This window comes from Streptomyces sp. Sge12 (assembly GCF_002080455.1).
Taxonomy (GTDB): Bacteria; Actinomycetota; Actinomycetes; order Streptomycetales; family Streptomycetaceae; genus Streptomyces.
On sequence record NZ_CP020555.1, the window covers coordinates 6883043 to 6907230 of the forward strand.

Here is a 24188-nt window from a genome sequence, read left to right on the forward strand (position 1 = left end):
GGGAGTCGGCATGACCATCGATCATCCCTACGACATCGGCGGCAGCGGACGCACGGCGACGACCGATCCGGACGACCACGTGCGCGACATGATCGAGCAGCTGCTGCTCACCGCGCCCGGAGAACGGGTGATGCGGCCCGACTTCGGGGCGGGGCTCCTGCAACTCGTCTTCGAACCGGGCGGCCCCGAGGCCGCCGCCACCGCGCAGTACCTCGTGCAGAGCGCCCTCGAACGGCACCTGGGCCAGGTCCTGACCGCCGACCGGGTCGAGGTGGAGGCCGTCGACTCCGCCCTGCTGATCACCGTCTCCTACGTGGTGCTGCGCACCCGCACCCGCGCGATCGCCACCTTCCGCACCCCCGGCGGCCGCCCGTGACCCGCTACCCGTGCGCCAAGCCGCAGCGCCTGCTCGCGCTCCAGCAGGCCGGCCCCCTGAGCGACCTCAACGGCATCGAGTACGTGGAGGTCCTCGACACCGCCGCCCCCTCCCCGCAGCTGCGCCAACGCGTCCTGTACGTCCGGCTGGTGCGGCCCGTGCCCGCCGGACTCGACCAGGACAACGTCCTCGTCGAGGGCGGCGAGCGCATCCCGGCCGTGACCGTCGCGTGGGCGGCCGCGGGCAACAGCCCCGACGTGCCGCCCGAACTGCTCGCCGGCATCGACGAACCCGACCACGTGCTCGTCGTCCGCACCGCGGAGCGCGGGGACTTCTCCACCTACCGGCTGCGGCTCGTCGCCGGCCCGGGCTCGGACCTGCCCCCCGCCGGCTTCGACACGCTGCTCGCCGAGGCCGAGTTCGCGTTCAAGGTCGAATGCCCGGGCGAGTTCGACTGCGCCCCGGTCGACACCTGCCGGCCCGAGCCGCCCGACACCCCCGCGATCGACTACCTGGCCAAGGACTACCGGGGATTCCGCCGGCTGATGCTGGACCGGATCTCGCTGCTCGCACCCGACTGGACCGAGCGCAACCCGGCGGACGTCGGAACGGCCCTCGTCGAACTGCTGGCCTACGCCGCCGACGAGCTGTCCTACCGGCAGGACGCCGTGGCGACCGAGGCCTACCTCGGGACCGCCCGCAGCCGGATCTCGCTGCGCCGGCACGCCCGGCTCGTCGACTACCGCGTCCACGAGGGATGCAACGCCCGGGTCTGGGTGCGTATCGGTGTCGAAGGGAGCACAGCAGTCGCACTGCCCGCAGGTACCACGCTCCTGACGACGGTGCCGAACGCGCCACCGGTGCTGAAGCCCGGGTCCCGGGCGCACCGGTCGGCGCTGGCGGCGCAGCCGGTCGTCTTCGAGACCGTCGAGCCGGCCCTCCTGCACGCCGATCTCGCCGAGATGCGCTTCCACACCTGGGGCGACCAGGGCTGCTGCCTGCCCGCGGGGGCCACGTCGGCGACGCTGCGCGGCGCCCATCCGCACCTGCGGGCCGGAGACGTCCTGGTCCTCGCCGAGACCATGTCCGTGTCGCCGACCACCGGACTGGCCGTCGACGCCGACCCGACCCGGCGGTGGGCCGTCCGCCTCACCGACGTCCGCGGCTCCGAGGACCCGGTGGGCGGTCTGTTCGAGGACCCGCGGACCGCCGATCCGCTCCCGGTGACCGAGATCGCCTGGCACGAGGACGACGCCCTGCCGTTCCCGCTGTGCCTCGGTGTCGAGGACGGCCGGGAGACCGCGCGCGCCTGGGGCAACATCGTCCTCGCCGACCACGGGCAGAGCGTCCCCGGCCAGGACCGGCCCGGCGAGCCGCTCGGCGAGGTCCCGGGATCCCGCCTGGCCAGGGTGGGCCGACCGGGCCGGGCGGGCACCGCACCGCCCGACCCGGTACCCGCCCGCTACCGCCCCACGCTCGCCCGCGGCCCCCTCACCCACGCCGGCGCCCACCCCGCCGCCGTCCTGTTCCGGCACAGCGCCACCGCAGCCCTGCTGGCCGAGCTGACCGCGCTCACCTACGACGAGGAACTACGGACGCTGCTGCGCTCGCAGGGACGGCAGCCGACGGGCGACACTGTCACCGTCCGGGGCGCCGACCCCCTCTGGTCGATCAGCGACGGCACGACCGTGCTGCGCGTCCTCCTCGCCGGGGACCAACTGCTGGTGTCGCAGCAGCCCCTGCCCGCATCCGCGGTCCCCGCCGCCGCCCCCCGCGGGGCGCGCCCGGCCATCGCACTCGTCGGCGAACTGGGCACCGACCGCCGCGACTGGCAGGCGCGGCCCGACCTGCTGGACAGCGCGGCGGCCGCCGTCGACTTCACCGTGGAGGCCGAACACGACGGGACGGTCCGGCTGCGCTTCGGCGACGACGAACACGGGATGCGGCCCAAGGAGGGCACCCGGTTCACCGCCCGGTACCGGGTGGGCAACGGGCGCGCGGGCAATGTCGGCGCGGAGTCGATCGCCCACGTCGTGACCGACGTCGGCGCCGTCGCCTCCGTACGCAACCCGCTGCCCGCCGCGGGCGGGACCGATCCCGAGTCCGCGGGGGAGATCCGCCGCGACGCGCCCCGGGCCTTCGCCGTGCAGGAACGCGCGGTCACCGAGGCGGACTGGGCCGAGGTGACGGAACGCGTCGGTGGCGTCCAGCGCGCGGCGGCCACCCTCCGCTGGACGGGCTCCTGGCACAGCGTGTTCGTCACCGCGGACCGGCGCGGCGGCAGGCCCGTCGACGCCGCCTTCGAACGGGACCTGCGCGCCCGGCTGGAGCGCTACCGGCTGGCCGGCTACGACCTGGAGGTGGACGGCCCCGTGTTCGTACCGCTGGAGATCGGGCTGCGGGTGTGCGTGGAACGCACCCATCTGCGCTCCGACGTCGGGGCGGCGGTCCTCGCCCGGCTCGGCGACGCCACCTTGCCGGGCGGCGGCACCGGCCTGTTCCACCCGGACCGCCTCACCTTCGGCCGGCCGGTGCACCTGTCCACGGTCCTCGCCGAGGTGCACGCCGTGCCCGGAGTGGAATCGGTGGACGTCCACACGTTCCAGCGGCAGCGCCTGCCGGAGACCAGCGGTCTCGAGAACGGCGTCCTCGAGATGGGCCGCCTGGAGATCGCCCGCCTGGACAACGACCCGAACTTCCCCGAGCGCGGCATGCTCGACCTCACCCTGGGAGGCGGCCGATGAGCGAGACCATCCGCACCGGAGACGAAGGGACCTGCGGCTGCTGCTCGGGCACGTCCGCACGTACCCCCGGCACCCTCGGCAACCGGCCCGGGCTGCCGGAGATCGCCTACCGTAGCGGTGTGCACGGCGACTTCCGGTCGAGCATGGTCACCGCCCTCTCGCACACCAGCCGCCCGAAGCTGTCCCGGCTGCTCACCCGTGACCCCGGCGACCCGACGATCGCCCTGATCGACGCCTGGGCGGTCGTCTGCGACGTCCTGACCTTCTACAACGAGCGCCTGGCCAACGAGTCGTACCTGCGCACCGCCACCGAACGGATCTCGCTCCAGGAACTCGGCCGGCTCGTCGCCTACCGGCTCGCGCCCGGTGTCGCGGCCGAGACCCACCTCGCCTTCTCCCTGGAGAAGCCACCGCAGGCCGGGCAGCCCACCGGGCTCCCTCCCGACCCGGGCCTGCGCCCACCGGCGCCGCCCCCGGCCGCCGACCTGCCCCGCGGGCTGCGGGTGCAGAGCGTGCCGGGGCCCGACGAGCGCCCGCAGATGTTCGAGACGGTCGAGGAACTCGCCGCGCGCCCCGAATGGAACGCGCTGCCGGTCGTCCCCACCAAGCCCCACCCGCCGGTCAAGGGCCGCGTCGACGCCTGGTTCGACGGCGACACGCTGCCCGTGAGGAGAGGCGACGCGATCCTCTTCGCGAGCGACGACCTCGCCCACGACAAATGGGACGTGCGGCTGGTGACCGACGTCGAACCGGACCCGCCGCACCGGCGCACGCACGTCCGCTGGGACCGGCGGCTGGGCTCGCGAGCCCCGTACAACGAACCGGCCGCCCGCCCGGACGCCTTCGTCCTGCGCAAGCGGCTGCGGCTGTTCGGCCACAACGCGCCGCTCTGGCCGACGATGAACGAGCAGTTCCGTGCCGGATACGTGCTGGTCCACGGCGGGGAGGTGAGCGACCTCGAGTGGCCGGAGTTCGGCGCGGTCACCGGCGTCGACGAGTCCGTGAGGGTCCACACCGTCGTCGACCTCGACGGATCGCAACCCGACGTCGTGGTCGGGTCCTGGGTGGTCCTGTCCCAGGAACACGAAGGCGAGCACACCCCCTTCTACCGAGAACTGTTCAAGGTGGTGGACCGGACCGAGTTCTCCCGCGCGGAGTTCGCCGTCTCCGGCACCGTCACCCGGCTCACCCTGCGCGGAGAGCAGAGCTCCCCGGACGGGGACCGGTCCGGCGGATACCGGTTCCCGGCGGCGACACCGCGCGACGTGACCGTCTTCGCCGTGCCCGAACCCCTCACGGTCGTCGAGGCACCCGACACCGAACCACTGACCACCCGCGCCTTCCTCGTCGAAGGCGACGCGAGCGCCATGCTGCCGGGACGCCGGCTCGTCCTGTCGGGCCGGCTCGACGACGGGACCGGGCAGGACGAACCGGTGGCCGAGGTCGTCGTCCTCGACACCGTCCGGGACACGGGCGGGCGGACCCTGGTCACCCTGACCGAACCGCCCCGGCACCGCTACGAACGCGCGAGCGCGGTCCTGTTCGGCAACGTCGCGAAGGCCACCCACGGCGAGACCGTGCAACAGGTCCTCGGCGACGGAGACGCCCGCCGCCCCTTCCAGAGCATGCCGCTGCTGCACGGCCCGCTCACCCACGTCCGCGCGGACACCCCGCAGGGCTTCGCGTCCACCCTCACCGTCCGGGCCGACGAGGTCGCCTGGCGCGAACGGCCCACCCTGTACGGGGCGCAGGCCGGCGACCGGGTCTTCACCACCCGCGACGAACCCGACGGCCCCGTGGTGGTGGAGTTCGGCGACGGCGTACGCGGAGCCCGGCTGCCCTCGGGCTCGCACAACGTCCGGGCCGTGTACCGCAAGGGCACCGGCCTCGCCGGCAACCTGCCCGCCGACCGGGTGTCCCTGCTCATGGACCGGCCCCTCGGCGTCAAGGCCGTCACCAACCCGGTCGCCGCCGACGGAGGCGTCGACCCCGAGGACGAGGGCCACGCACGGGCCTCCGTACCGCTCGCCACCCGCACCCTCGGCCGGGCCGTCTCGTTGCGCGACTACGCCGACTTCGCACTCGCCTTCTCCGGCGTTTCGCTCGCCCGCGCCGACGTGCTGCGGCTGCGGACCGGCCGCACGATCGTCGTCAGCGTCTGCGGGCCCCACGGAGCGGCGGCCCCCGACGCCACCGTCGCCCACCTCACCGCGGCCCTGCGCCGGTACGGCGACCCGCTGGCCCGCGTCGAGGTCCTGCCGGCCCGCCAACCACGCTTCCGGCTGGCCCTCAAGGTGCGGGTGGACCCCGCCCGCGAGACGAAGGCCGTGCTCGCCGCCGTCGAGACCGCACTGCGCGCCGCCTACGCGCCGCTCGCCCGCGGACTGGCCGCAGCGGTGCACCGTTCGCAGGTGATTGCCGTCGCGGCCGGCGTGCCGGGCGTCGTCGCCGTGGACCTGGACGCGCTGTACCGCGACGGACCGGGCCTCGAGAGCCGCCTCGCCGCCGCGGGGGCGACCGTCCACGCGGGCAGGCCCGTCGCGGCCGAGCTGCTCGCCCTCGCCGAAACCCCCTTCGACCGGCTGGAGGAGATGCCGTGACCCCGCCCCGGCCCGAACCGGGCGCCGCCGACCGGCTGTACGCCCTGCTGCCGGAGCTGTACCGGCTGCGCGACGCCGAGCGGGGCGGCCCGCTGCGCGAGTTCGTCGACGTGCTCGCCACCCAGCTCGAGGCCCTGGAGGAGGACCTGGAGCAGCTGTACGACGACCAGTTCATCGAGACCTGCGCGCCCTGGGTGGCGCCCTACATCGGCGACCTCATCGGCTACCGCCCGCTGCACGGCGTGGCCGGCAAGGTGCGCTCACCCCGCGCCGAGGTGGCCCACACCATCGCCTACCGGCGCCGCAAGGGCACGGCCGCCGCGCTGGAGCAGCTGGCCCGGGACGTCACCGGCTGGCCGGCCCGCGCCGTCGAGTACTTCGAACGCCTCGTGACCACCCAGTACATGAACCACACCAGGCCGCACGCGCGGGCCACCCCCGACATGCGCGACGCGGAGGCGCTGTCCTGGAGCACCCGGATGAACGGGGCCTTCGACGACCTGGCCCACACCGCCGACGTACGCGCCATCGCCGCTCGCCCGCCGCGCCGCGCCGGGCGGTACGCCATCCCGAACGTCGGCCTCTTCCTGTGGCGCACCGAGGCCGTACGCCTCGACCGCACACCGCTCACCCCCCACACCCCGGGTGACCGGCGCCGCTTCCGTTTCGACACGCTGGGCAGCGACTCGGCCCTCTTCGGCGCGCCGCGCACCGAGGCGGAGATCACCCACCTCGCCGAGCCCGCGGACGTCCCCCTGCCGCTCACCCGCCGGGGGCTGGGCACCCGCCTCGACGCCTTCTACGGCAACGGGCGCGATCTGCTGCTGTCCCAGGGCGTGCGCACCCCCGGCGGCGCATGGGCCTTCACCCCCGTCCCGGCCGCCGACCTCACCGTGTGCGACCTGTCCGACCTGCCCGGCGGCGGCGGTGCGTGGGGGCACGAACCGGCGGCGGGCAAGGTCGCGGTCGACCCCGAGCTCGGGCGGGTGTTCTTCGGTACGGCCGTTCCCGGAACCACCAAGCCGGTCGCCACCCACCACTACGGCCTCGCCGTGCCGCTGGGCGCACGAGGCTCGGCGCGCGGCGAGGCCGCGGCCCCCCGTCCGCACCGCGAGGTCGCCGACGGCGAGGCGCAGCAGGCCCTCCTCGACGGGCTCGCCGCCGGGGGGACCCTGCGCATCACCGACTCCGACCGGTACGAGCAGCTGCACACCGTACGCACCACCACGGCCGGGGCGGACGGCCCGGACACCACGGTGTGGGTACGCGCCGACGACGGCACCCGCCCCACGGTCGTCGTCCGCGACGGACTGCGCCTCGCGATGGGCCCGCGCACCACCGTCGTCCTCGACGGGCTCCTGGTCACCGGCGGTCCCGTCGTCCTCGAGGAGCAGGGCGACGGGGGCAACCGCACCGTGGAGCTGCGCGACTGCACCCTGGTCCCCGGCCAGAGCCGGACCGCGAACGGGCAGCCGGCCCACCCGGAGCGGGCCAGTCTCCTGGTCCTCGACCCGTTCGCCACCGTGCGGCTGACCCGGTGCGTCATCGGGCCGATCGTCGCCGTCGAAGGCGCCGACATCACGCTCACCGACTGCGTCGTCGACGCCGGCGCCCCGACGGCCGTCGCCCACTGCGGCCGCCCCCCGTCCGGCGGCGGACTGCGCACCGTCCCCGACGAGGCCGCGCAGGAGACGGGCCCGGGCGCCGAGCCCGGCGGCCACCTCCATCTGCACGAGTCCACCGTCGTCGGCGGCATCCACGCCGTCGAGCTCGACGCGTCCAACTCCCTGCTCGTCGCCGAACTCGCACCGGGAGACAGCCGGGAAGCCGCGGTGTGGGCCCGGCGCCGCCAGCAGGGCTGCCTGCGCTTCAGCTACGTGCCGGAGGGCTCGCGCACGGGCCGCCGGTACCGCTGCCGCCCGGACCCCGCCGATCCGCCCGGCACCCGGCGCGCCGACCGCCCGCACTTCACCTCGCTCCGTTTCGGCGACCCCGCGTACGCCCAGCTCGGCACCGCCACACCGGACACCGTCCGGCGCGGCGCCGACGACGAGGGCGAGATGGGCGCCACCCACCTGCTGTTCACGCCACAACGGGAGAGCGATCTCCTGCTGCGGCTCGACGAGTACCTCCGCTTCGGACTCGAAGCGGGCTTCTTCTACGCGACCTGAGCAAGGAGGCCTCCCGATGGGAGCCGATCTGAGCCGCGTGCGGTTCGACGCGCTGCGCGACCACTCCGGCGTCGTCATGCAGCAGGGCCGACTGCTGCTCGACTCCGACTGGAACGAGTTCGTGGCGATCGTCGACCGCCGACTGCGCGCCGCCGCCGCCGACCTCGGAACCCCCGGGGTCACGGAGGGGTTCTCCGGAGCCGCCGTCGTCCCCCGTACGACACCCGACGCCTTCCTGATCACGAGCTCGGCCGACGGCATGACCATCGGTCGCGGCCGGATGTACGTCGACGGGCTGCAGGCCGAGAACCACGGCACCGGAGCCACCGTGCTCGACCCGCTGCTGGCCGAACCGGTGCGCGCGCAGGACACCCCGTACGCGCAGCAGCCCTACTGGGAGGCCCCGAAGGACCTGCCCACCACCGGGACCCATCTCGTCTATCTGGACGTGTGGCAGCGCGAGGTCACCCCGCTCCAGGCGCCGGACCTGGTCGAGGAGGCGGTGGGCGTCGACACCACCGCCCGGACCCAGACCGTCTGGCGGGTGCGTGTGCACGAGCCCGACACTCCCGACATCGACTGCAGCACCCCGGACGAGGACATTCCCGACTGGTCCGGGGTCATCGCCCCCTCCGGGGGCAGGCTCACCACCGGCACGGTGGCCGTGGCGGCCGCCGACGACCCCTGCTCGCTGCCGCCCAGCGGTGACTACCGCGGACTCGAGAACCAGACCTACCGGGTGGAGGTCCACGACGGCGGAATCCCCGGCACGGCCACCTTCAAGTGGTCCCGCGACAACGGCTCCGTCGCGATGCGGGTCGTCGAGGTCGTGGCCCCCGACCGGCTGCGGCCCGAGCACCTGGGCCGCGACACGGTGCTCGGCCTGCGCGAGAACGACTGGGTGGAGATCCTCGACGACCACCGGGAACTCGACGAGCAGCCGGGGGAGATGCGCCGGATCACCACCGTGCACGGTGACGGGACGGTCTCCTTCAGCCCGGCACTCCCCGGCGACCTGCCCGCCACGACCGACGAGGCGCTCAGGCGGAATCTGCGGATCCGCCGCTGGGACCAGGCGGGCACGATCAAGAACGCGGAGGGCGCCGTACTCCAGGACCTCGACGCCGCGGACTCCACCGGGGTCATCACCGTGGCGACCGGGAGAGCGGCCGTCGTCCTGGAACACGGCATCACCGTCGCGCTCGACGCCCCCGACGGCGCCTTCCGCCCCGGCGACCACTGGATCTTCACCGCGCGCACGTCCACCGCCGACGTCGAGAAGCTCGACCAGGCACCCCCCTTGGGCATCCACCACCACTACGCACGCCTGGCCGTGGTGACCTTCCCCGGCACCGCGTACGACTGCCGCACCCTGTGGCCGGACGCCGGGCACTGCGGGGACTGCACGGTCTGCGTGACGCCCGAGTCGCACGCCAGCGGTGTCATGACGGTGCAGGCGGCGGTCGACTCGGTCGCGGAGGAGGGAGGCACGGTCTGTCTCGCGCAGGGCGTCTACCACCTCGGCGACGAACCCGTGCGGATGCGCAGGGCACGGTCGGTGCGCATCCACGGGCAGGGCCCCGGCACCCTGCTCATCGCCGAGCGGGGTGGCTTCGACATCCGGCTCTCGGCCTTCGTCACCCTGGAGGACTTCGCGCTGATCTCCAGCAGCCGACGGCCGGGGATCAAGATCTCCATCGCGGCCGAGGTCACCGTCCGCCGGCTCACCGTGCTGATCGCCGGAGGCGGAGAGGGCAGCGGCCAGGGCCCCGCCGTGGAGCTGTCCCACGCGTGCCTGCGCACCCGCATCCAGGACTGCGACTTCGCCGGCCGTATCGGCATCGAGGCCCGGGAGAACCTGAACACGGACGCGGACGCGGATACGGATGGCGAAGCAGAAGCAGAAGCAGAAGCAGAAGCAGAGGCAGCGGCGGAGGCGGAGGCGGAGGCGGAAGCCGCCGGCGATGCCGAAGGCGGCAGTGTCAGGGCGCACCTGCTGACCGCCGATCTGGAGATCAGCGGCAACCTGCTGATGTGCTGGTGGGCCGGCGTGCAGTTCCGCGGCAGTGCCGCCCACATGCTCCGCAACACCGTCCGCGGCAACACGGTCGTGTTCGCCCAGGGCGCGGGGCTTCGCTTCCTCGGCGCCGTCTCCCCGTGGGCCTCCTTCGACATCACCGACAACCACGTGCAGAGCAACGGGGTCGGCATCGAGGTGGGGGCGAGCGGATACACCATCCGGGACAACACGGTCTCCGGCACCCCGGACCCGGAATCCGGTTCGGGCGACGGGATCGTCCTGCGGAGCGGCGTGTCCGGCGTACTGCGCGGCGCCACCCGCATCCGCGGCAACCGCATCAACCGGATCGGGGGAGTGGGCATCCTCGTGCGGGTGCCCGCCGGCGACCTCGACGTCTCCCACAACACCGTCGAAGGAGCCACCGCGGGGGGAATCGTGGTCGCGGATCGCGGCCGGGTCGCCGACGCCGTGATCGTCGGCAACACCGTACGGGACCTCGTCACGCAGGAGTGGACCGTGGCCGAGGGCACCGACGGCATCCGCATCGTCGGCGCGGCCCATGCACTGGTCGGGTCCAACACCGTCTCCGGACTCACCACCGAGTTCGACGAGGGCCAGGACCGCGGCGGGGACGGCGGGCGGGGCGGGCGGGGCGAGCGCGGGGAGGGCGACGAACCGGACCGGAGGACCGGGGTGGTGCTGCTGGCCTGCCGGGAGTCCCGGGTGCACGCCAACACCGTCGAGCGGATCGGCCCGACCGATCCCGAGTGGACCGCCCGGCTCCTCGGCATCCACATCTGCGTCTTCACCCGTACCACCATCGAGGGCAACGTCTGCCGGCGGATCACCGAGGACGTCGACCACGACGGCCACACTCCGTGGAGCGGTCTGCTGGTGGGCGACGACCCGCAGGACGACGCCGACCCCGGCACCGAGAACGGCCTCACCGGACACATCGGCCGGTACGTCTCCGTCGTGGGGGAGCGGGCCTCGTACCTCATCGGCCCCTACACCGCCTTCGCCCATGTCTCGGACGACGTCAGCGCGATCATCTCCGCCAACACCTTCACCGGCGCCGCCCAGCACCCCGCCGCGCGGATCCATGTGGCCAGGGACGCCGTCGTCTGCGGCAACCAGTTCCGCCAGCACGGCGACTCGGACCCCGCCGCGCTCATCGTACGGGCCGGGACCGCGACCGTGACCGGCAACCGGGCCAGGGGCGGCCGTCCGTCGATCCACCTCGACGTCGAACCCCGATTCCTGGCCGTGCTCGGCAACATCACCACAGGAGGCATCGACGCCGAGGGCACCATCGACCCCAAGTGGCTCCAGCTCAACGTCGACGGGGTGCTCTGACGACGGCTCCGGCACCCCCGCCGCCGGGGGACCGCCCGCTCCCTCCCGCCCTCGACTCCCCCCGACCCCCACGCCGGAAGGACCGTACCGATGCCGATCATCGTCGTCGATCAGGAGAAGACCGTCGCCGCCCTGGCCGCACGGCTCGTGAAGACCCGAACGTCCAAGGCGGCGAAGGAGAGGGCCGCGCAGGCGATCCGCGAAGCCAATCCGGGGCTCGACCTCGACCGGCTGCGACCGGGGATGATCGTGTTCGTGCCCCGGCCGCCGGAGGCACGCGAGGACGTACCCGACGTGGTGACGGAGGCCCTTGCACCCCTCTTCGACCAGATCCGTACGGAACTCGACGCGCTCATCCGGACCGCGAACAGCGCCCTCGAGGCCGACACGGCCGAACGCGAAGCGACGGCCGAGATCCTCGACGCCGAGGCCGTGCAGGCCGCGGCCCAGAACGACCCCCTGCTCCAGTACAACCTGGAGCGGGTCCGCCAGACGCTCGCCGACGACGGACAGAGCGCCGTCGAGAGCACCGAAAGCCTGATCAACGGCACCGAGCAGTGGTACACCGACCTCGACGACCTCAGCACGCTGTGGTGAGGACCCGATGAGCAACGCCCTGGCCGTGCCGGCCGTCACCGCCGCCCTCACCACCCTCGTACAGAACGCCGTGGACGGGCTCGGGATCAACCCCCGGCCGGTCGTCGTCCCCGGCCCCCTCGACGACACCGGGGACCACGCGCGCGTCGGCGTGCACCTGTACCGGGTCTCGCGCAATGCGACCCTGTCCCTCGCCGACCTGCCCACCCGCTCCTCTGCCGGCCACCTGCGGCAGAAACCGCGGGCGGCCCTGGACCTGCACTACCTCTTCACCTTCCGCGGTTCGAACGAATGGGAGACACAGCAGCTCCTCGCCGGGACGGCAGCCGTACTGCACACCGTCCCCCACGTCACCGCCACCCTGCTCGCCGACGCGGAGGCGGACCACCCCGAGATCGCCGGGAACGACCTGGCGCAGGCCGACGAGCCGGTCCGCGTCACTCCCGAGGCCCTCTCGACCGACGAACTGAGCCGGCTGTGGGCCCTGTTCCCGCCCGCGACCTTCACCGTGACGCTCGCCGTCACCGCGGGCCCCGTGCTCGTGGACGGCGACGGAGACCCCGGAGCGGTCCTCCCCGTCCGTACCGTCCTCGTCGGCGCCGCGCCCTTCGCACCGCCCCGGCTGGACGGCGCCGCGGGCCCCGAGGGCAGAGGAGCGCCCGTCCGGGCCGCCGACCCGATGCCCGATCTCCACCTCCACGGCCACGCCCTCGCCGCCCGCGAGGGCGAGACCAGCGAGGTGCTGGTCGACGGCGCCCCCGTCACCGGGGTGACCGCCGCGGACGACACCCACCTCGTCCTCACCGCTCCGGCCCTCGCGCCCGGCCGACGGCGGATCTCCGTCCGCAGAAGCGGGCCGCCGCCGCACCCCACCCTGTCCCCGACCCGCCCCGCGCAGGTGAGCGCCCCCGTCGTCGTCCTTGTGGTCCCCACCCTCGGCGCGGTCGTCGCCACGACCGGCAGCGGCCACCGGCCGGGGCTGCGTACCGGCACCGTCTCCGCCGCCGTCACCCCACCGGTCGGACCCGGCAACCGGGTACGGCTGCTGCTCGATGCCATGACACCCGGCTCGGCGGTGTCGCTCGCCCTCACGGCCGGCCTGCCGGCCGGCGGTCCCCCCACCGCACAGGTGGACTTCACGGTGACCGACGCCCCCGCGGGCCCCTACCGCCTCACCCTCGAGGTCGACGGTGCGCGCAGCCTCCCCGGCCTCGACGCCAACGGCCTGTACGTCCCCACGGTGGTGACCCTGTGACCCTCTCCGACACCGAACCCCGCCTCGACGCGGCCGACCGCGACCGGGTGTGGGCCCGTGACAACCAGCGGCATCTCGCCCTGGCCGCGGCCGCCGCCGCGGCCCGTCTCGACGCCCGCCCCGACGAGGCGGACCAACCGGCCCGCGCCGCCGAGCTGCTGGCCGCCGAGGTCCGGGAGAGCACCGGAGCACCCACGGCCCTCGACCGGCTCTGCGGCCTGTTCACCCTCACCGCATTCGAGCGGGACGTACTCGTCGCGGTTGCCGCTCCCGAACTGGGCCTGCCCGCGGCGACCGGGCCGGTCACCTTCGCCCGCGCCCTGGCCGGGCTGCCGGACGCGCACTGGAGCGCGCTGCTGCCCGATTCACCGCTGCGCGGCTGGCGCCTGCTCGACGTACCGGCGCAGCTGCCGCCGACCGAGTCCGGCGGCCTGTCGCAGCTGCCCCTCGCCGTCGACGAGCGCATCCTGCACGCCCTGCTCGGCGCCGACACGACGGACGACCGCCTGGCCGGGCGCGCCCGGCTCGTCGCCCCGGTGTGCCGCCTGGCGCCCGGCCAGGGTGCCGCCGTGGCCTCCCTGGCCGCCTTGGTCCGTCCCCAACCCGGCGCCGAAGGCTGTCTGCTCACCGGAGAGGACCGGCTCACCCGCCGCCAGGCCGTCGTCGACGCCGCCGAGCGGATCGGACTCACCGTGCTCGCCGTCGACGGCCCCGACCTCCCCGACACCGCGCCCGCCATGGACACCCTGGCGCGGCTGCTCGCCCGCGAGGCGGGGCTCGGGCTGCGGCTGCTGCTCGTCGAGGGAACCACCGAATCCCTCCCGCGCTGCGTGCGGTTGCTGACCGCCGGAGCACCGCTCGGGGTCGCCGCCGTCCTGTCGGCGGACGAGGCACCCCCCGGCAGCGACCTCCCGATGCTGCGCCTGCCGCCCGCCTCGGCGGGCGAGCGACGGGACCTGTTCGCCGCCGCCCTCGGCGCCGCCCGCCTGAACGAGGACCCGGCCGAACTCGCCGAACGGCATCCGCTCACCCCGGCGGGCATCGCGCTGGCCGTGGAACGCACCGGCCGGCTCGCCTCCGCCCCCGCCACCGGGGCCGTGGGGGACACCCGCGCCCGAGCCGGCGGGCCGCAGCACCCCGGCGCCGGTGCCGCCGACGTCGCGGCGGCCTGCCGGGCCGTCGCCGAGCGGCCGCTGCACGGTCTCGCGACGGTGCGCCGCCCGGCGGCCGGGCTGGACGACCTCGTCCTGCCCGATCAGGCGAACCGCTCCCTGCGCGCGCTGCTCGCGCACGTACGACGGCGCCGCCGGGTCCACGGCGAGTGGGGGTACGCCGAGCGGAGCCGCGGCCTCGCGGTCACCGCCCTGTTCGCGGGCCCGAGCGGCACCGGCAAGACCACGGCCGCGGAGGCGGTCGCGCACGAACTGGGCTTCGACGTGATCGCCGCGGACCTCAGCCAGGTGGTGAGCAAGTACATCGGCGAGACCGAGAAGCACCTCGCCCGGCTGTTCGACGCGGCCGAGACCGGGTCGGTGCTCCTGTTCGACGAGGGCGACGCCCTCTTCGCCAAGCGCACCCAAGTACGCGACAGCCGGGACCGCTACGCCAACCTGGAGGTGTCGTACCTGCTGCAACGCCTGGAGACCTTCCGCGGCATCGCGATCCTCACCACGAACGCCCGCGAGGCGATCGACCCCGCCTTCGTCCGCCGGATGCGGTTCGTCGTGACGTTCCCCTTCCCGGACGCCGAGCAGCGCGCACGGCTGTGGGCCGGGGCGTTCCCGCCGGGCGTGCCCACCGAGGGGCTCGACCCCCGCCGCCTCGCCCAACTGGCCGTCAGCGGCGGCACCATCGCCCAGCTGGCCCTGCACGCCGCGTTCCTCGCCGCCGACGAGGGCGCACCCGTGGGCATGCGCCACGTGCTGGAGGCCACCAGGATCGAGAGCGACAAGCTCGAACGCCCCCTGGCCGCGGCCGAGATCCGCGGCTGGCTGCCCTCATGACCGCCGCCGGCAGCGCCGCCGCCTCGGGGCTCCAGGGAGCGGGCGCACCCCTGGAACCCGGCGTGCGCGACCAGCTGTCCACCAGCTACGGCCACGACTTCTCCCCCGTACGCGTCCACGCCGGCCCCGCCGCCGACCGGGCCACCGCCGAACTCGGCGCCCTGGCCTACACCGTGGGCAACGACGTGGTCTTCTCGCACGGCGCCTACGATCCGCTGTCGCGCCGCGGCCGGAGCCTCATCGCGCACGAGCTGGCCCATGTCGCCCAGCACCGTGGCCACCCCGCGGCGCCCGGCTTCCTGCGGACACACCCCTCCGTGGCGCCGCCGCCCGCCGACGCCCGGCTGGAACAGCAGGCGCACACGGCGTCCGCCTTCCACGCGCGCGGCGAGCCGCTGCCCGCCGGGTGGTGCTGGGAGCGGCCCGCCGGCCCCTTCCTGGGCCGCGCCGACATGAGCTGGACCAAGCTGGAGGCCAAGGACCAGTACACGGTCGAGTACGCGGACGAGCAGCGCACCGTCAAGGAGGAGCAGCGCTCTCCCGGAGACCCGGCCGACATGGTCCGCGTCAACCTGGGCACCTTCCTCGTCCCGCAGACCAAGGGCCCGTGGAAGGAGACGTACGACGCCATCGCCAAGGAGAAGGGCCTCCAGGCGGTCGTCAAGATGTCCGGGAACCGGCCGAGTTCCGGCCTCTGGGAGAAGCGGGCCCCCACGAAGGAGCTGCGCGGACTGTGGCTGCTGCGCGAGCAGTGGCCCAAGGACCAGGCCGCCGCGTGGTGGAAGGACGCAGGCGGGGACGACCGTACGAAGGGCGCGGACTTCGATCCGTACGTCAACTCCGTGCAGTCGCAGATCGACCACATCGTCGAGCTCCAGCTCGGCGGCTCCAACGTCCCCGAGAACCTGGCCCCGCACGACGGACCCGACAACGAGGACAGCGGGCGCACCATCGCCCGGCACGTGCAGCAGGCCGCCTCCTCCGTCTCGGACGCGCTGCACGCCAAGGGACGCAAGCGGCCCGACCACATCGTGCTGTGGTTCGGCAGCGCCGACCAGCCCAAGAGGTACGACAAGAAGGAGGTGAAGCCCCTCGACCCGCCCTTCGGCTCCCGCAAGGCGCAGTCGGCGCTCCAGGTCCACTTCACCGCCGAGGCGGACCGCAGGGCCGGGAGGCGGCCCTCGGCGGACGACCTGAAGAAGGCCGCCGACGCCTGGGCCGCGTACAAGAGCTATCCCCTGGTCAGCGGCCCGAACCGGCAGGGACTGCGGGTGCCGGACAAACCGGCGGGCGACGGCCACGACGAGATCGAGACCAGTGCCGTACCGGAGAACCGCGCCGCGCGCGAATTGATCGCCGGCGTCATGCTGGAGAAGCTCAAGCGGCCCTCGTCGGGCAAGGGCGCGCACACCGTCACCGCGTGGATCGACTCCGACGCGCACCCGGTACGCACGGGCACCCGACTGCCCATCAGCATTCCGAAGGCCGAGGACAAGCAGCTCACCCTGGACGTGAAGGACCCCTTCACGACCGGCGCCCTCTCGCTGCACGGCGGAAACCAGGAGATCCGCTTCCTGTACCCGTACCTGTCCGCCGGCCGGCTCACCCTCTCCTCGACGGACCAGGGGCTCGTCGGGCACGGCACCCTCACCCCCAGCGTTCCCCTGCTGTCCCGGGTCCCGATCACCGTGGACTGGGACCGCGACGGCTTCCGCGGGTCGGCGCAGGCGCCCGCGGACAAACTGTCGCTGCCGCCGTTCAAGGTCACCGAGGCCGCCCTCGCGCTGAGCATCGCCCCACAGCTCCAGGTGGGCGGCCATGTGGCGTTCGTCCTCGGCTCCCTGGTCACCGGACGCGTCGAAGCGGGTGCGGACGCGCAGGGTTTCTTCGCCAAGGGCCGGCTGGTCGGGCACGTCCCCGGTCTCGACGAGGCGACCGGCGACGTGGAGTACCGCCCCGCGACGGGGCTCACCGGCTTCTTCGTCGCACGGGCGTCGAGGCCCTCCGGGCTCGTGCGCGGCGGCGAGGTGCGGCTCGACCTCGGCGGCGGCGCGTGGCGCGTCGGCGGCCGGATCGACGTGATGCTGCCTGGGGACAGTCCCGCCCAGCTGACCGTCCGCCGGTCCGGGGACCGTCTCCTCTACGGCGGCAGGACCCTCCTGAAGGTGCCGGGCCTGCGGCCGGTGGACGTCGCGGTGACCTACGACGGCGAACGCGTGACGGGAACCGCCCGCACGACCTTCACCCTGCTCGGCGCCGAGGGCGAGATCGCACTGCGCTACCGGGACGGCCTCTTCGGCGGCGACGGATCCGTCGAGCTCAGGCGCGGACGGTTCGCCGGCCGGCTCGACGCACACCTCGACGAGGACGGCCGGATCAGCGGCCGTGGCACCGGCAGCCTGACGATCCGCCCCGGACTCGTCGCCACCGTCGGCGTCGAGTACGGCCGGGACCGCAAGCTCCGCGTCTCCGGCGAGCTGCGCTTCCCCCCGTACCGTTTTCTCGAACCCCGCGGTGCCCGGCACGAGTTGTTCCGGCACAGCCTGCCCGACATCCCGATCTTCGCGATCCCCCTCGGTATCGGGGCGGTCGGTCTGGTCGCCCGCATCGGCGGCGGCCTGGCCGTCTTCTACCGCTTCGGCCCCGGCGAGATCCGGGACATGGTCATCCGGGGCGCGTTCAATCCCCTGGAGGAGGAGGCCAACGCCGAACTCGCGGCGGAGGCCCGCCTCGTGCTGCCCGCGGAAGCGGGTCTGGAGATGTTCGTGCGCGCCGGCATCGGCGCGTCCGTGGCCATCGCCAGCGCCACCGGCGGCATCACCCTCACCGGCGGAGTCCTGCTGCGGGGCGGCCTGGACGCCAGTGCCCGGCTCGCCTACGCGAAGGGGGTCCTGGCTTTCGACACCCTGGCCCGCATCAGCGTGCAGCCCGTCCTGACCCTGCGCATCGAGGCCGACATCCTGATCGAGGCGGCCGTCGGAGGTACCTGGCGCTTCCCCTATCAACTGGCGTCCTACGCGTACGCCACGGGGCTGGAGTTCGGTCTCGTCGCCCCGTTCCACTACCGCTCCGACCAGCCCCTCCGCCTTCCCGAAGCACGGGACATCCAGTGGATCGTCCCCCAGATCGACCTCGGCGCCCTCGCGAACCGCGTGGCGGGCCAGGTCCGCTCCGGCCTCGGCTTCTAGACCGCGTCCGGTTCTATGGGGGCAGGGGCGGCGACCGCGGCGGACGCACCTGGAAACGACGCGAAGCAGGCACGGAATTCAGCCAGCAGATCACACAGAGGACCGTCTGGACCTCGACAAGAGCCACAGCGTCTCCTACGAATGGTGATTCGCGATCGCTCGTGCCGTGCGCGCGCAGACGGAAAGAGTGCCAATTGACGGACCTGGCATACGAGATCGAACGCCTCGTGAAGATCTACCCGCACCAGACCGAGCCCGCGACCGATGACGTCTCGCTCGACATCCGCACCGGGGAAGTGTTCGGCATCCTGGGCGACAACGGAGCCGGAAAGACCACACTGGTACGGCAGATGGTGAACCTGCTGCGCTCGACATCGGGTGAGATCCGGTTGTTCGGCCGCCCCATCGCCCAGGACCCGCTGCACGTGAGCCGGTCCGTCGCCTTCATGCCGCAGAGCAGCAGCGCACTCAATCGGCTGAAGGTGCGCGAGGCCATCTACTTCGCCGCTCACCTGCGCGGTATGACGCGCCGGGACGCCCGCCTGGAGCGCGACGCCATGATCGAGACCTGGCAGCTGGGACAGGTACGGGACAAGTCCAGCTCCCGCCTCTCCGGCGGTCAGCAGCGCCTTCTGCAGCTCGCTCTGGCCCTGGCCGGACGGTTGCCCGTCGCCGTGCTGGACGAGCCGACCAACGACCTCGATCCGGTCAACCGCAAGCACGTCTGGGAGGTGCTGAAGAAGTTCAACGCCGACTACGGCACGACCATCCTGTTCATCACCCATGACGCGATCGAGGCCGAGCGGATCGTCCATCGCGTCGGCATCATGCGGCAGGGCCGATTCCTCGTGACCGGTCAGCCCGCGCAGCTGAAGCGAGGGCTGCTCGACCACATGCGTCTCGAAGTGTGGCTGGCTCCGGGTGAGCTACCCGCCTTCCCGCCGGACATTCCCCAGCACTGGAAGTCGGACGACAACGTCGTCCTGTCCGTCCCGCGTGATCGCGCGCCGGCCCTGCTGTCCGAACTGCGGCTGCACGAATCCGTTGACTACCGGCTCTACTCGGCAACTCTGGAAGACTTGTACCTTCACTATGCGACTGCAGACTGAACGCCCGCGAATGGGAGCCCAGTTCGTCGACCTGTGGCTCATGCAACTGTCCAACTGGCGATGGTCCTGGCGCGCCATGGTCGTCACGGGAATCTTCGCCCCCATGATGAGCATCGCCGCCCTCGGGGCATTCGCCCACGGCCGGGGCCATGAAGCGCTCACGTACGTACTCACCGGCAGCATCCTGCTGTCGCTGATGTTCGAGAACCAGAACAAGGTGGCGCAGAATTTCGCCTTCATGAAGGCGATGGGGACGCTGGATTTCCTGGGCACCCTTCCCGTGCGCCGCTACATGGTCATCCTGGCGACGGTTCTCGCCTTCTTCGTGCTCTCCGCACCGGCACTCGTGGTCACCCTGCTGCTCGGCTCCACGCTGCTCGGTGTCGGCCTTTCGGTGAGCTGGCTCGTCCTCGTGGTCGTCCCCCTGTGCGTCCTTCCCCTTGCCGGAATCGGAGCGGTCATCGGGGTACTGGCCCGCACCCAGGAGGAATCCAGCTCGTTCACCCTGCTCGTCACCATGCTCCTGCTGTTCTTCGGGCCGGTGATCATCCCGGCGAGCCAGCTGCCCCAATGGCTGCTGACGATCAGCCATGTCAGCCCCACCACGTACGCGGCCTCGGCGCTGCGGCAGGTTCTGGTGGGCCCGGTCACCGGGCGCCTGTGGATCGACCTGCTCGTCCTCGCGGTGCTCAGCGCCGTCACCCTCTGGTTCGCGGGATCGCGCATGCAGTGGAAGGCCAACTAGCGGGACCGGTTCGACCGGGTCGCAGACCCGCGGTTGCCACGATCGGGTGACAGGCCGCGTGGAGCCGGTTTCCGCAACGGCCGACCCCTAGCCTGGTCGTCGATCCACTTCCACGCGGGGGATGAGCACGATGCGGCTGCGCGGCCGAGAGCGGCTCCGGCGCTACGAGGACATCCAGGCCCGGCCCACCGACCTGCGCGACCGCGGGTGGCGTGCGGTCCGGCTGGCCGGGGCCGCCGCACCGCTGGCGATCGTGCTCTGGTCGTACCGGCCGGACGCCCAATCGGATTCCGACGTCCTGCGCCTGCTCCTCGCCGTCCTGGTCATGGTGCGTGCGGGAATCGGCGAACGGCGCATGCGCGCGATCAGCCGGGCGGCGAGGCGGCGGCGGGCCCGCACCGAGGCCGCACTGCTGTTGACGGGGGCGGGGCTCGCGGCGCTGCTGCCGCCGGGCAGAGCGGACCCCTCCCCGGGCGAGGTGGTGCTGTGCGTGGGGTCGGCCGCCGCGGTCACCGTCCTCGGCTGCCTGTGCGAATTCCGCACCTGGCCGCAGGTACGCGGAGTGTCCTCACCCTGGATACGGTGCTTCGGCCGCCTCCGGACCTGGTTCTGCTACGGCTGGACTCCGACGCTCGTCGCCGTGGTCCAGCCGGATGCGGGCGTGCTCCTGCCCGCGGCGACGGCCATGACCGTCCTGGAGATCGGCTTCGCCCTCATCGCGTTGCGCACCGGCGACTGGGCCTTGCGCGCGGACGCCGCGGTCGCGCTCCTGATGACGCGGATCGCCCGCGACCGTTTCCCCCTCGGCCTCTACGCCATCGCCCGCGAACGCTGGTGGGAGACGGCGACACGACCACCGCACCGGCCCGACATGGCGCTGTGGGAGCTGTGGCTGCGCCACCGCGAACTGCTGTCCCCCCGCAGGGGATACGACCTGGTGCCGACGCTCTGGCAGCCGGTCAGGGCTGTGCCCGCCTCGGAGGGCGAGCCGTGGATCAGCGCCGCCGAGGCCTCCGCCGAGTCGCTGCGCTGGCTCTGCCACCAGCGCACCGGACTGGATGCCGGGCAACGCCGGGAACTGTCGGCGACGGCCCGGATCGTCACGGCGATGACCGCGATGGCCCGGGCGGAAGCGAGCTGCTCTTCCGGGGAGTTCGACTACGCGCTCCGCAACCGCCGGCACGCCGCCGAGCTGTACGCGGCCGCGGGCCTCGACGGCAATGCGGCGGCCGCTCGTTGCCTCGCCGCCGACGTGCTGGTCTTCGACCTGCACCGGCCGGAGGAAGCCCGCCAGGAGCTGGCACGGATCGCCGTACGGCCGGATCTGCCCCGGGCGGTGGCCTGTCTGGCCCTGGTGCTGAAGGCGGCGGCCGGTGACCGGACGGCGGGCCAGGCCGCAGCACGCATGATGCCGCTCGACCTGCGGTGTGCCAAAGGGCTGTTCGACGAGCTGCCGACGTGGCTCCCGTTCGGCAGCCACCACCCCCAGGAGATCGCGTTCGTGCGCTTCGTCGAGCAGCGCTTCGTCCGCGCGGCAGAGATGCTCGGGCCGAACCTTCCCGCCCCGGCCCGGGCGCGCAGTATGCACGCCGCGTCGCTGGATCTCTACGGGATGCCGGCCGCCCACGATCTGCGTCAGGCGCTGCAGCGCGCGCGGGAGTGCCAGGAGAACGGATCCCCGGCCGCGCGGAACATCGCCGAAGAGGTGGCCGCCGCCGCCCGCTCCCTGGGCGACCTGCCGATCGAGGCGGAGGCCCATCGGCTGCTGGCCCGCCTCGCCGAGGCGGAGCGCCGCTGGGCGGACCTCTCCGCCGCGCTCCTGGCCGTGGTGGATCTCGTCGAGCGGCTGCGGGAACGCGTCGGTGACGGCGACACACGGATCGATCTGGACCTCACCCCCGCCTGCACCCGGCTGATCGAACTCATCGTCGACGGGCGGGCTTCCCCTCTCACTGCGGCCCAGGCCGTCGAGCTCGCCGAACGCAGCCGCTCCCGGCTGTTGCTGGAGGTGTTCGGCTCCTCCGTCGCCCCCGAACTTCCGCTACAGCTGACGGCATTGCGTGACCGGGAACGAGGCATGGAGCAGGGGCGCGTACGCGAGGGCGTCCTCCCGCGCCCGGGCGGCCACGTCTTCGCGCACGGGGACATCAACCCCGCCCATCAGCGGCGGTACCGGGCGGCCCGCGAGGCGGTCTGGGCGGAACTGGAGGCGTCCGGACCGCTCGGCGCGGCCTATGTCAGGCACCGGCGCGGAGCACCGGCCGGCTTCGAGGAACTGCGCGCGGTGCTGCCGCCGGGCGTGGTGCTCTGTGAACTCGTCCGCCGCGGCTCGCGGATGCTGGTCCTGGTGGTGCGCGCCGACCGGCCGACGCCGGCCGCCTTCGCAGTGCCCCTGGACGAGGACCCCCACCTGCTGCCGCTGCCCGCCCCCGACGGTCCGGCGCAGTGGGGGGACCCGTTGCAGCCCCTGCTGCGGGCGGTGACCGAGTACTCCGCACCGGGGGAGACCCTGTGGCTGGTGCCCGACGGGCCCCTCCACGGGCTGCCCCTGCACGCCGTGGAGGTGGACGGTACCCCGCTCGGCGAGCGCAATCCGCTCTGCACCACCCCGAGTGCCTCCCTGCTGCGGCATCGTCTCGGCCGGGACCGGGCCCGGGACCAGGACCGCGGATCGGGCGTCGGACGGGCGCTGATCATGGCCGATCCGGACGGCGACCTGCCGCACGCCCGGGCCGAAGCCCATCTCATCGGTGACCTGCTGCCCCGCGCCGAGGTGCACACCGGCGGCTCGGCGACCCGCCGCCGACTGCTGGAGCGGCTGGGTTCGCAGCCGTACGACGTACTCCACCTCGCCTGCCACTACGGCTTCGACCCGGCCCGGCCTTCCGGGTCGGCGGTCCGTCTGGCCGACGGGCGGCTGACCGTGGAGGACTTCCTCTCCGTCCGGCTCGACGCCTCCCTGGTGGTCGTGAGCGGATGCGAGACCGGAGCCCAGCAGTACCGCAGGGGCAACGAACTGATCGGCCTCACCAGGGCACTGCTGCACGCCGGGGCCAGAGCGGTGATCGTCAGCCAGTGGGCGGTCAACGACGTCTCCACCGCCTTGCTGATGGCCGGTTTCTACCGGGAGCTCGGGCGCGGCCGCCCCGCCGCGGCGGCGCTGTCCGCGGCACGGGGCGAGCTGCGCAGGATGAGCTTCCGAGACGCCGTCGAGCAGTGCGGGCGGCTGCGGAACCTGTCGGCGAACCGGCCGATCGCCGTTCGGCTGGGGCACGACCTCGCCCAACTGCGACTACGGGCCGGTGACACGGCAGGGGCCGCAGCGGTGATCGAGGGACTGCTGCCGGACACCGGCCCCGGTACGGAAGAGCGCCGGTCCCTGACCGACTTGAGACGACAGGTCCGCTTCCAGCACGGCAGGCTGTCCGCCGACTACGCGTCGCCCGCCTTCGCTTCCCCGTTCTTCTGGGCCCCGTTCACCCTGGTAGGAGATTGGCGATGACACTCGGCGAACTGACCCTGGCCCCCGTCACCCCCTTGTCCGAAGCGGGGGCGGACAGCGGCTACGTCATGACGGTGGATGCGCAGGGCCGGCCCACCGCACTGGGCAGGCTCGACGACGCGGAGGCCGGCCTTCCGCCCGCCGTGCTGCTGCCCGCACCGATGACCCTCTCGCAGCTGTGCACCGGCGGGGCGCTCGACCTGCTGGCGCTCAATCCGTACGGTGCGCTGGTCCAGGACCGCGGTCGCACGCTGGGCGTGCTGGAACGGCACACCGTATCCGCGTACCTGGTCACCCTGTCCGCGCGTGGCACGCTGCGCAACGACACCCCGTCGCCCCTGGACGCCGTACTCGCCGGTACGTACGCCACCCCCGTGGCGCGGGTCGTCTGCCACTGCGGCCGGCTCACCACCCTCACCGCGTACGACCCCGACTTCCCGCCGGTCTGCCCCGGTCCCGGTCCCGGACCGGGACCGGGACCGCAGGACGCGTCGCATCCGCTGGCCATCAGGGCGGAGTGAG

Annotated in this window: 13 protein-coding genes; all 13 read left to right on the top strand. The window is 73.4% G+C overall.

Going from position 1 to position 24188, the window contains the following annotated elements; all coding sequences use genetic code 11:
* Positions 1-10: 10 nt before the first annotated feature.
* The 13 genes from B6R96_RS30835 to B6R96_RS30895 all read left to right on the top strand — a co-directional run bounded on the left by B6R96_RS30835 (position 11) and on the right by B6R96_RS30895 (position 24187).
* Complete coding sequence (locus B6R96_RS30835) at positions 11-376, top strand: GPW/gp25 family protein (RefSeq protein ID WP_053176203.1); 366 nt, start codon at positions 11-13, stop codon at positions 374-376.
* A complete protein-coding gene (locus B6R96_RS30840) occupies positions 373-3120 on the top strand; it encodes a putative baseplate assembly protein (RefSeq protein ID WP_081524253.1) in 2748 nt (915 codons plus the stop codon). Before B6R96_RS30835 ends, B6R96_RS30840 begins: the two co-directional genes overlap by 4 nt.
* Complete coding sequence (locus tag B6R96_RS30845; RefSeq protein ID WP_081524254.1) at positions 3117-5720, top strand: baseplate J/gp47 family protein; 2604 nt, start codon at positions 3117-3119, stop codon at positions 5718-5720. The genes B6R96_RS30840 and B6R96_RS30845 overlap by 4 nt, the downstream gene beginning before the upstream one ends.
* Complete coding sequence (locus B6R96_RS30850) at positions 5717-7891, top strand: hypothetical protein (RefSeq protein ID WP_081524255.1); 2175 nt, start codon at positions 5717-5719, stop codon at positions 7889-7891. The genes B6R96_RS30845 and B6R96_RS30850 overlap by 4 nt, the downstream gene beginning before the upstream one ends.
* Before the next feature lie 16 nt (positions 7892-7907).
* Positions 7908-11267 (top strand): DUF6519 domain-containing protein, encoded by a 3360-nt coding sequence (locus tag B6R96_RS30855; RefSeq protein ID WP_081524256.1) that lies wholly within the window; start codon positions 7908-7910, stop codon positions 11265-11267.
* Positions 11268-11357: 90 nt separating this feature from the next.
* A complete protein-coding gene (locus tag B6R96_RS30860) occupies positions 11358-11864 on the top strand; it encodes a hypothetical protein (RefSeq protein WP_081524257.1) in 507 nt (168 codons plus the stop codon).
* 7 nt (positions 11865-11871) lie between these two features.
* Complete coding sequence (locus tag B6R96_RS30865) at positions 11872-13119, top strand: DUF4255 domain-containing protein (RefSeq protein ID WP_081524258.1); 1248 nt, start codon at positions 11872-11874, stop codon at positions 13117-13119.
* On the top strand, positions 13116-15122 hold the full coding sequence (locus B6R96_RS30870; RefSeq protein WP_081524259.1) for an ATP-binding protein: 2007 nt from the start codon (positions 13116-13118) through the stop codon (positions 15120-15122). The genes B6R96_RS30865 and B6R96_RS30870 overlap by 4 nt, the downstream gene beginning before the upstream one ends.
* Entirely contained in the window at positions 15119-18310 is a 3192-nt protein-coding gene (locus B6R96_RS30875) for an eCIS core domain-containing protein (protein ID WP_081524260.1), read from the top strand. Before B6R96_RS30870 ends, B6R96_RS30875 begins: the two co-directional genes overlap by 4 nt.
* A 194-nt stretch (positions 18311-18504) precedes the next feature.
* Positions 18505-19419: an ABC transporter ATP-binding protein gene (locus B6R96_RS30880; protein ID WP_081524261.1), complete on the top strand. Its 915-nt coding sequence runs from the start codon at positions 18505-18507 to the stop codon at positions 19417-19419.
* A 10-nt stretch (positions 19420-19429) separates the two neighbouring features.
* Positions 19430-20164, top strand: coding sequence for an ABC transporter permease (locus B6R96_RS30885; RefSeq protein WP_203351678.1), 735 nt, complete (start codon positions 19430-19432; stop codon positions 20162-20164).
* 121 nt (positions 20165-20285) lie between these two features.
* A complete protein-coding gene (locus B6R96_RS30890; protein WP_159396385.1) occupies positions 20286-23666 on the top strand; it encodes a CHAT domain-containing protein in 3381 nt (1126 codons plus the stop codon).
* Positions 23663-24187, top strand: coding sequence for a hypothetical protein (locus tag B6R96_RS30895; protein WP_053701935.1), 525 nt, complete (start codon positions 23663-23665; stop codon positions 24185-24187). The genes B6R96_RS30890 and B6R96_RS30895 overlap by 4 nt, the downstream gene beginning before the upstream one ends.
* Position 24188 lies beyond the last annotated feature (1 nt).

Coding starts and splice junctions, on each gene's coding strand:
- B6R96_RS30835 (WP_053176203.1), top strand. CDS start 11: ATGACCATCGATCATCCCTACGACATCGGCGGCAGCGGACGCACGGCG.
- B6R96_RS30845 (WP_081524254.1), top strand. CDS start 3,117: ATGAGCGAGACCATCCGCACCGGAGACGAAGGGACCTGCGGCTGCTGC.
- B6R96_RS30855 (WP_081524256.1), top strand. CDS start 7,908: ATGGGAGCCGATCTGAGCCGCGTGCGGTTCGACGCGCTGCGCGACCAC.
- B6R96_RS30860 (WP_081524257.1), top strand. CDS start 11,358: ATGCCGATCATCGTCGTCGATCAGGAGAAGACCGTCGCCGCCCTGGCC.
- B6R96_RS30865 (WP_081524258.1), top strand. CDS start 11,872: ATGAGCAACGCCCTGGCCGTGCCGGCCGTCACCGCCGCCCTCACCACC.
- B6R96_RS30875 (WP_081524260.1), top strand. CDS start 15,119: ATGACCGCCGCCGGCAGCGCCGCCGCCTCGGGGCTCCAGGGAGCGGGC.
- B6R96_RS30885 (WP_203351678.1), top strand. CDS start 19,430: ATGGGAGCCCAGTTCGTCGACCTGTGGCTCATGCAACTGTCCAACTGG.
- B6R96_RS30890 (WP_159396385.1), top strand. CDS start 20,286: ATGAGCACGATGCGGCTGCGCGGCCGAGAGCGGCTCCGGCGCTACGAG.
- B6R96_RS30895 (WP_053701935.1), top strand. CDS start 23,663: ATGACACTCGGCGAACTGACCCTGGCCCCCGTCACCCCCTTGTCCGAA.